The organism is Blastomonas sp. CCH1-A6 (assembly GCF_001556365.1).
GTDB classification, from domain to species: Bacteria; Pseudomonadota; Alphaproteobacteria; order Sphingomonadales; family Sphingomonadaceae; genus Blastomonas; species Blastomonas ursincola.
The window spans coordinates 1-8,478 of record NZ_LSIS01000294.1 but is presented as its reverse complement, the minus strand read 5'-3'; the positions used below and the strand labels follow the sequence as shown (position 1 = coordinate 8,478).

General features: G+C 65.5%; 8 protein-coding genes. 5 read left to right on the top strand and 3 right to left on the bottom strand.

Annotated features, from left to right (window positions below; all coding sequences use genetic code 11):
- On the bottom strand, positions 1-1,090 hold a 1,090-nt coding region (locus AX735_RS14110), incomplete at its 3' end, for a PHA/PHB synthase family protein (protein ID WP_446471820.1).
- 174 nt (positions 1,091-1,264) lie between these two features.
- On the opposite strand from AX735_RS14110, the gene AX735_RS14105 reads away from it, so the two are divergent.
- From AX735_RS14105 to AX735_RS14085, 5 genes are all read left to right on the top strand, one after another.
- Positions 1,265-2,476, top strand: coding sequence for an LL-diaminopimelate aminotransferase (locus tag AX735_RS14105; RefSeq protein ID WP_060980279.1), 1,212 nt, complete (start codon positions 1,265-1,267; stop codon positions 2,474-2,476).
- A 161-nt stretch (positions 2,477-2,637) separates the two neighbouring features.
- Positions 2,638-3,294, top strand: coding sequence for a winged helix-turn-helix domain-containing protein (locus tag AX735_RS14100; protein ID WP_066281502.1), 657 nt, complete (start codon positions 2,638-2,640; stop codon positions 3,292-3,294).
- Between the two features lie 63 nt (positions 3,295-3,357).
- Positions 3,358-4,047, top strand: a complete 690-nt coding sequence (locus AX735_RS14095; protein ID WP_066281510.1) for a glutathione binding-like protein — start codon at positions 3,358-3,360, stop codon at positions 4,045-4,047.
- Between the two features lie 167 nt (positions 4,048-4,214).
- The gene (locus tag AX735_RS14090) at positions 4,215-4,841 is read left to right on the top strand and encodes a 2-hydroxychromene-2-carboxylate isomerase (RefSeq protein WP_066281500.1); all 627 of its coding nucleotides are present in this window, start codon (positions 4,215-4,217) and stop codon (positions 4,839-4,841) included.
- The gene (locus AX735_RS14085) at positions 4,838-5,635 is read left to right on the top strand and encodes a crotonase/enoyl-CoA hydratase family protein (protein ID WP_066281498.1); all 798 of its coding nucleotides are present in this window, start codon (positions 4,838-4,840) and stop codon (positions 5,633-5,635) included. Before AX735_RS14090 ends, AX735_RS14085 begins: the two co-directional genes overlap by 4 nt.
- Before the next feature lie 61 nt (positions 5,636-5,696).
- On the opposite strand, the gene AX735_RS14080 is transcribed toward AX735_RS14085, so the two are convergent.
- Both AX735_RS14080 and AX735_RS14075 read right to left on the bottom strand, forming a co-directional pair.
- On the bottom strand, positions 5,697-7,133 hold the full coding sequence (locus AX735_RS14080; RefSeq protein ID WP_066281495.1) for an amidohydrolase: 1,437 nt from the start codon (positions 7,131-7,133) through the stop codon (positions 5,697-5,699).
- Positions 7,134-7,204: 71 nt separating this feature from the next.
- Complete coding sequence (locus AX735_RS14075; protein ID WP_066281490.1) at positions 7,205-8,221, bottom strand: SDR family oxidoreductase; 1,017 nt, start codon at positions 8,219-8,221, stop codon at positions 7,205-7,207.
- Between the last annotated feature and the right edge of the window lie 257 nt (positions 8,222-8,478).

Below are 8,478 nucleotides of genomic sequence, written 5' to 3'. Positions count from 1 at the left end.
ATTTCACCCGCTCGGCCTCGCCGCGCTTCGCCAGCAGCGCCAGCGTCGCGGCGAGCGTGGTCCCCGCGACGCAATAGCCGATGGTGTGGACAGAGGGCACCTCGAGCAGGTCGCGCACGGTATCGATCGCCTCGATCTGCGCTTTCACATAATCGTCCCAGATCACCTCGGCCATGCTCTCGTCGGCGGACTTCCACGAGACCATGAACACGGTGATGCCCTGCTCCGTCGCCCATTTGACGAAGCTCTTCTGCGGGTTGAGATCGAGAATGTAGAAGCGGTTGATCCAGGGCGGGAAGATGACGAGCGGCGTCTCCACCACCTCGTCGGTCGCGGGCGCATATTGGATCAGCTGAAACAGCGGGCTTTCGTACACGACCTTGCCCGGCGTCACCGCGATGTTGCGGCCGAGCTCGAAGGCATTGGGGTCGGTATGCGTGAGCTGGCCCTTGCGCATGTCGGACAGCATATGGTCGAGGCCCTTCAACAGGTTCTCGCCCTTGCTCTCGACCATCTTTTCCATCACCAGCGGGTTGGTGAGCGCGAAATTGGCGGGGCTCGACGCGTCGATCATGCCCTTGAGCGCAAAGCGCAGCTTTTCCTTCTGCTTGGGCTCGAGCCCCTCGAGCCGGTCGGCGACGCGCAGCATCTGTTCGCTGACCATCAGATAGCTCTGCTGGATCAGCGCATAGACCGGATTGTCGTGCCACTGGCGCGCGGCGAAGCGGCGGTCGCTGCGCAGCTCGGGCACCTGCGCCGGCGTCGCGGGCGGGCCGCCTTCATGCTCGGCGATGAGGGCAGGGGGGGTGATCGCGCCGATAAAGCCCTGCCACAAGGTCATCCCGTCGCGCCACATATCGGCCTGGGCATCGAGCATCGCCTGCGGCATCGATCCCATCCAGGCGGGCAGCTTCGCCTGGAACGCTGCAGGGTCGGTGAGCTGGGGCAGATCCTTCTGCGCCATCTGCTGCGCCATGGTCGCGGCATGCTCCAGCATCATCTGCTGCGCGCGGCCGAACACCCAGGTCCAGTGCTGCATCTCTTCCAGCGTGGGCAGTCCCGGCGGGGTGAAGTCGTTCTCGGCGGACATGGGCGGCCTCTCGTTCTGGATGCTTTGCCTTGTCCTAGCAGCGCCGGGTTGCAAAGATAAGTCCCTGATAATTGCTCGATGACCGCCGCAGAATTCCCGCTTTTGCTCGACACGCGCGCGTACATAGGTCAAGGATGCCGCTCCATTCACGGAGAACTGAAAAGCGAAATCGATATGTCCGACGAATTCTACCGCATCAAACGCCTGCCGCCCTATGTGATCGCTGAAGTCAACGCGATGCGGGCCGCGGCGCGAGCGGCCGGAGAGGACATTATCGATCTGGGCATGGGCAATCCCGACCTGCCGCCGCCGCCGCACGTCATCGAGAAGCTCTGCGAAGTCGCGATGAAGCCCGATGCGCACGGCTATAGCCAGTCCAAGGGCATTCCCGGCCTGCGCCGCGCCCAGGCGAACTATTATGCGCGCCGCTTCAATGTCGAGCTTGACCCCGAGACCGAGGTCGTGGTGACCATGGGATCGAAGGAAGGCCTGTCGAGCCTCGCCACCGCGATCACCGCGCCGGGCGATGTCGTGCTCGCGCCCAATCCCAGCTATCCGATCCACACCTTCGGCTTCATCATCGCCGGCGCGACCATCCGCTCGGTGCCGACCACGCCGGACGAGAATTACTGGCGCTCGCTCGACCGCGCGATGGCCTTCACCGTGCCGCGGCCTTCGGTGCTGGTGGTGGGCTATCCGTCAAACCCCACGGCCGAAGTGGTCGACCTCGCGTTCTACGAGCGGCTGGTCGCCTGGGCGAAGGAGAACAAGGTCTGGGTGCTCTCGGACCTGGCCTATAGCGAGCTCTACTATGACGGCTGCCCGACGCCCTCGATCCTGCAGGTGCCGGGCGCAAAGGATGTCGCGATCGAGTTCACCTCGATGTCCAAGACCTATTCGATGGCGGGATGGCGCATGGGCTTTGCCGTGGGCAATCGTCAGCTCATCGCGGCGCTCACCCGGGTGAAGAGCTATCTCGATTATGGAGCATTCACGCCGATCCAGGCGGCGGCGTGCGCGGCGCTCAACGGGCCGCAGGACATCGTCCAGAAGAACCGCGAGCTCTATCACAAGCGGCGTGACGTGATGATTGATGCGTTCGGCCGGGCAGGGTGGGACATCCCGGCCCCGCGCGCCTCGATGTTCGCCTGGGCCCCGCTGCCGCCCGCGCTCAAGCATATGGGATCGCTGGAATTTTCCAAGCAGTTGCTGCAGCATGCTAAGGTCGCGGTCGCGCCGGGCGTGGGCTATGGCGAGGATGGCGAGGGCTATGTCCGCATCGCGATGGTCGAGAACGAGCAGCGGCTGCGCCAGGCCGCGCGCAACGTGAAGCGCTATCTTGCCAGCATGGGCGTCAACACGCCGGGCCAGGCGGTCGGCTCCTGATCGCGATGGCAGGGTAGCTCCGTTTCGGACGCGACTGTGCTCCCATTCGGGCGATGAACGCGGTTTAACGCTCCCGAGGCCGAAGCGTCGGCCAAGGGGTCGTTATGAACGTGCACTATCGACCAGCGCTGTCGACTGCGCCCGCAACCGGGGGCGGCTCCATGTCACCCTGGCTGCTGGTGGGCAGCGAACCCACCGAACTGGAACGCCTGGCGCTGGCACTGGCGCGCTTCGGGATCGACGCGCAGCCGCATTTCGACGGGCCGGCGCGCGTGCGATATCGGCCAGTGCTGTGCGATGCCCGCTGCCGCGCCGTCGTGCAGAGCTGGCTCGATGACATTCCCCAGCGATCGGCCCCCCTGTTGTTCGTCGGTGCCGGCACCAGCGGCACCCGCGCCCGCCTGATCGAGGCCGGGGCCGACGATGCCATTTCGGCACGGGTCGGTCCGGATGAACTAGCCGCCCGGATGAAGGCCGCCGCTCGGCTCAATGCAGCGCTGCAGGGGCATATCCGGCTTGCGGATTTCACCTTCGACACCGGCCTGCGCCAGGTGCGCTGGCAGGGAGAGACGCTGTCGCTGATGCCGCGCGAATATGATCTGCTGCTTGCGCTGGTGCGCCATGTCGGCGAGATCGTCAGCCGCGACGATTTGCTCCACGCCATCTGGCAGACGCCGTTCGATCCAGGCACCAACAGCGTCGAGGTGCATATCTGCAAGCTTCGTCGCAGGCTCGCCGGTATGGCAGATCGTGTCTGGATAGAGACGGTGCGGCATCGAGGCTATCGTCTTGTCCTGGCGGCCGCATCCGGGGGGTGACACGTCGCGCGCATTGATTATGGTCAGTTGCAAGACGCAATGCGAATCTGCGCGGGAGAGGCCATGATCGATCTGTATTACGCCCCGACACCCAATGGGTGGAAGATATCGATCATGCTCGAGGAATGCGGGCTGCCGTACACGGTCCATCCGGTCAATATCGGCGCAGGCGAGCAGTTCGCACCCGAATTCCTGAAGATCAGCCCGAACAACCGCATCCCGGCCATCGTCGATCATGCTCCCGAAGATGGCGGCGATCCGGTCAGCGTGTTCGAGACCGGCGCGATCCTGCTCTATCTGGCGGAGAAATCGGGACGGTTCATGCCTGCCGACCTTCGCGGCCGCTACCAGGTGATGCAATGGCTGATGTGGCAGATGGGCGGGCTGGGGCCTATGCTGGGCCAGAATGGCCATTTCAAGCTCTATGCGCCCGAAAAGCTGCCTTATGCCATCGACCGCTACGAGCGCGAGACCGCGCGGCTCTATGGCGTGCTCGACCGGCGGCTGGGCGAGGCGGACTATGTCGCGGGCGCGGATTACACCATTGCCGATATGGCGATCTTCCCGTGGATCATGACGCACAAGCGGCAGGAGATCACGCTGGACGACTATCCGAACATCAAGCGCTGGTACGCCTTGTGCCGCGAACGCCCGGCCTTGCAGGCGGGCCTCAACGTGATGAAGGACGCGATCAACCGCAACCCGCAAGCGGACGAGAAGGTTCGCGAGACGCTATTCGGGATCAAGGCGTGACCGGTTGCGCGGACGTCCCTCGAAGAGTTCATCCTGAGCGGCTGACCTGTCAGCCAGCCGAAGGGCTCGGGACAAACGGATGGAGAAACCGCCTTTCTCCCCACCTTTCCGAGTTCCCGAGCGAAGTCGAGGGACCTGTGCGAAAACCTATGCCCCAAGGATAACCCATGACCCCCCAGATCGAATTCTGCTTTGACCTGTCCAGCCCCTGGACGTACCTCGCCTTCCACAACATTCGCCCGCTCGCCGCGCGCGAGGGCGCGACGATCCGCTGGACTCCGATCCTGGTCGGAGGGGTGTTCAATGCCGTCAACCCGTCGGTTTATGCCGCGCGCGAGGCCTTAGACAGCCCCAAGTTCCGCCATATGGGCAAGGTGATGCGCGACTGGGCACGGCTGGCTAGCGTGGAGCTCAAATTCCCTGCGCCCTGGCACCCGCTGAAAAGCGTGCATGCGATGCGCGCCTGTTGCGCGCTGGAGGATGATCAGAGCGCGCTGGAGCGCTTTGCCGAAGCCGCCTTCCACGCCTATTTCGTCGAGCAGCGCAATCTCGACGATCCGTCGGAGATCAAGGCGGTGGCCGATGCAATCGGCATGGATGGCGCGGCTCTGGTCGAGGCGGCAAACAGCCAGCCGGTCAAGGACCGTCTGCGTGCCAATACCGAGAAGCTGGTGGCGCGGGGCGGCTATGGATCGCCCTCGATTTTCGTGGGATCCACCGATATGTATTTCGGCAACGACCAGCTCCCCTTGGTGGAGCAGGCACTCAAGCGCAACGGAGAGGCAGTTTCATGAACGACCGGGTCAGCATCACCATCGAGAACCATGTCGCCGATGTGCGGCTCAACCGCCCGGACAAGATGAACGCGCTCGACCCGGCGATGTTCGACGGCATCATCGGCGCGATCGACCGGCTCGAAAAGGAGCCCGGCGTGCGCGCGGTGGTGCTGTCGGGCGAGGGACGCTCGTTCTGCGCGGGCCTCGACATGGCGAGCTTCACTGCGCCGGCGGGCGGATCGGATGGCTCAGCACCGTCGAAGCTCACCGACCGGCCCTATGGCAATGCCAACAAGTTCCAGCAGGTCGCGTTCGGCTGGCGCAAGCTGCCGATGCCGGTGATCGCGGCGGTGCACGGCGTGTGCTTCGGCGGCGGGCTGCAGATCATGTCGGGCGCGTGCATGCGCATCATCGCGCCCGATGCGCGGCTGTCGATCATGGAGATGCGCTGGGGGCTGATCCCCGACATGGGCGGCTATGCTTTGTGGCGCGGCACGGTGCGCGACGATGTGCTGCGCGAGCTTACCTATACCAACCGTGAGTTCAGCGGCGAAGAGGCTGGCCGGATCGGCTTTGCCACGCATGTCGATGCCGATCCGCACGCACGCGCGATGGCGATCGCCACCGAGATCGCGGGCAAGAACCCGGATGCCATCCGCGCCGCGAAGGACCTGTTCAACCGCAGCCCGGACATGGATACCGACGCGATCCTGATGGAGGAAAGCGTGCTGCAGGAGGGCATCATCCGCACGCCCAACCAGGTGGAGGCGGTGTTCGCGTTCATGCAGAAGCGGGCCGCGAATTTCAGCTGATTTTCTGCCGCTCCAATTGACCTGCCGTCACCCCCGCCTTCGCGGGAATAACGGAAAAGGCTCAATCCCGGTAATCGAGCGGCGGCTTGCGGTCGCCGAGCAGCGAATTGTACGTGTAGTTCGGCCCCAAAGCCTGTTTGAACGCCGCCGTGGCCTCGTCGCGCAGGGCCGGGTTGGTGTACAGCTCTATCGCCGCCAGCGTCATCGCCTTGGCGGCGATCTGCGCGCCCTTGAAGCCGATCGACATGCCGCTCGCCGCAGCCGATTGCCAGCTGTGCGAGGACGTGCCCGGCACCCAGGTGGCGGTGCGCACGCCCACGGTCGGCGTGGCGTAGGAGACATCGCCGACATCGGTCGAGCCATAGCCCAGGGTCACGTCATAGGGCTGGATCTCGCCCTGGCTGCCCAGCGGCAGGTCGGGCTTGTCGAAGCTCGCGCGGATGCCCTCGGCGAACCTGGTTTCCTCGGGCGTGTAGCTGATCCCGCCGACCTGGCGCAGCTTCATGTCCATCATCTTCGCCAGCGGCTCGTTGACCAGCAGCGCGTTGTTGCCGTGGATGATCTCCCATTCGACCTTGGTGCCGGTACCCTGCGCCGCGCCTTGCGCCGCCGCCTCGAGCCGGGTCCAGATGCGGCGTACCTCGTCGGCATCGGGATGGCGGACATAATAGAAGACCTCGGCAAAATCGGGTACGACATTGGGCGCGCTGCCGCCTTCGGTGATGACATAGTGCATGCGCGTCTGCTGCGGCACATGCTCGCGCATCATGTTCGCCATCATGTTCATCGCCTCGACCCCATCGAGCGCAGAGCGCGCGCGTTCGGGTGCGCCTGCGGCATGCGCGGAGACGCCGGTGAAGCGGAACTTGGCCGAACGGTTGGCGAGCGACGTGCGCGCCGCCGCGCTGTTCTCGTCATCGGCATGCCAGTGGATCGAGAAATCGACGTCCTTGAACAGGCCTTCGCGCACCAGATAGACCTTGCCGCTGCCGCCTTCCTCCGCCGGGGTGCCATAGAGCCGCACCCGGCCCGGCGTACCCGTGGCCTTGAGCCAGTCGCGCACCGCGAGCGCCGCGCCCAGCGATCCTGCCGCGAACAGATTGTGCCCGAAGGCATGCGCCGCGCCCTTGCCGGGCAGTTGCGCGCGCGTCGGCAGCGCATCCTGGTTGATGCCGGGCAGCGCGTCATATTCCGCCAGGATCGCGATCACCGGCCCGCCGCTGCCATATTCGGCGATGAATGCAGTGGGGATGCCCGCGACGCCCGGGGTCACCTTGAAGCCTGCGGTCTTCAGCCGCTCCTGCAGCAGCGCGCTTGACCGTTCCTCCTTGTAGCCGACCTCGGCCCATTCCCAGATCTGCCGCGCGACCTTCGCCGTGTCGTCATAGCGCGCATCGATCGCCTTGAGCGCCTGCGCGGCGGCCGCATCTTCGGCCTCGCCCGCGAGCGCGGCGGAGGGCAGGGCGAGGGCGAGCGTGGCGAGGAAAATATGTTTCATGGATGGGGCCCCTTGGGTGAATCTGGGCGCATCATGTTGAAAGCGAAGGAAAGGCGCAAGGGGGCTGACAGCTACCGCCAGTCCAGAAACCCGACCTTGACGCAATGGTCGATCATCCGGCGGAACGCGGCGTCGTCGATCGCCGGCGCGCCCATTCCGGCGATCCGCTCGAGGCTGTTTCCCGCAAAACGAGGGCTGCGCAGGAAATAGTCGAAGAATTGCGGGCCGATGCGCCGATGCACCATCGCGGTGCGGCGGTCGAGCATGGCGGCATCATAGACCTGAGGGTCGATCATCCGTGCCGGGACGGTGCCGGGATAATCGGCCACGATCCGCAGCATGTCCGCCATCGCAAAGGGGTGCGAGCCCGCCAGATGCACGCGTTCGCCGTCGAACGCGGCCATATCCCCGGCCATCGCCATCAGCCCGGCGGTAACATGGCAGATCGGCACGATCGCGAACGCGGCTTGCGGCGCGGCGGGGACAGCGCCGAGCAGCGGCGATCCGAACAGCCGGAACAGGTGGTGAAAGCCGTCGATCCGCGCGATCGCGCCATCGCTGAGCCGCCCGACGATGATCGCGGGGCGGGCGATCGCGGCGACTAGCCCGTCGCGCCGTGCCGCCTCGACCAAGGCTTCGGCTCGGGCCTTGCTCGCTTCATAGCCATTGGTGAAACTCGCTTGCAGGTCGGCCGGGTTCTCGCCGATCACACCGTCGGCGCGTCCGCAGACATAGGCGGTCGAGACGTGCAGCAGCGGGCATCCCCAGGTGCGGGCAAGCGCGATGGCATGCGCGGTGCCGCCGACATTGATCGCTTCGTGCACCGTATCGCTGGCGGCGAAATCGACCGTGGCGGCGCAGTGGATCAGCAGGTCGATGTCTGCGGGTGGCTCGGCCATTCCGAAGCCCGGCTGTGCGACATCGCCCTGCAGCGCGGTCAGCGCGTCGATCCGGTCGCGACCGTCCATGTCGAGTACGTCGCGCCCTTCGCCGCGCACCAGCGCGGTGACGCGATGCCCGGCATCGAGCAGCGCCCCCGCCAGCGCGCCGCCGACAAGGCCCGTGGCCCCGGTCAGGAAGACGTGCATCGGCGCTCCCTTTTCGGAGCCCCTGACGACATCCGCTCAGCCTGAGCCTGTCGAAGGCCCCGCGCGAGGGCCCCATATCGCACATCGTCATTCCTGCGAACGCGGGAATCCCGCTTTAGGGCTCGCACGGCGCAGAAGCGGGACCCCTGCCTTCGCGGGGGTGACGGCACGTTGGGAGGCGAGCGCTGCGCGGGGCCTTCGTCAGGCTCAGGCTGAGCGGGGGTGGGTGCGTAAGATAGGACTATCCGGCACAGTTC

Coding starts and splice junctions, on each gene's coding strand:
- AX735_RS14090 (WP_066281500.1), top strand. CDS start 4,215: ATGACCCCCCAGATCGAATTCTGCTTTGACCTGTCCAGCCCCTGGACG.
- AX735_RS14075 (WP_066281490.1), bottom strand. CDS start 8,221: ATGCACGTCTTCCTGACCGGGGCCACGGGCCTTGTCGGCGGCGCGCTG.
- AX735_RS14080 (WP_066281495.1), bottom strand. CDS start 7,133: ATGAAACATATTTTCCTCGCCACGCTCGCCCTCGCCCTGCCCTCCGCC.
- AX735_RS14105 (WP_060980279.1), top strand. CDS start 1,265: ATGTCCGACGAATTCTACCGCATCAAACGCCTGCCGCCCTATGTGATC.
- AX735_RS14095 (WP_066281510.1), top strand. CDS start 3,358: ATGATCGATCTGTATTACGCCCCGACACCCAATGGGTGGAAGATATCG.
- AX735_RS14100 (WP_066281502.1), top strand. CDS start 2,638: ATGTCACCCTGGCTGCTGGTGGGCAGCGAACCCACCGAACTGGAACGC.
- AX735_RS14085 (WP_066281498.1), top strand. CDS start 4,838: ATGAACGACCGGGTCAGCATCACCATCGAGAACCATGTCGCCGATGTG.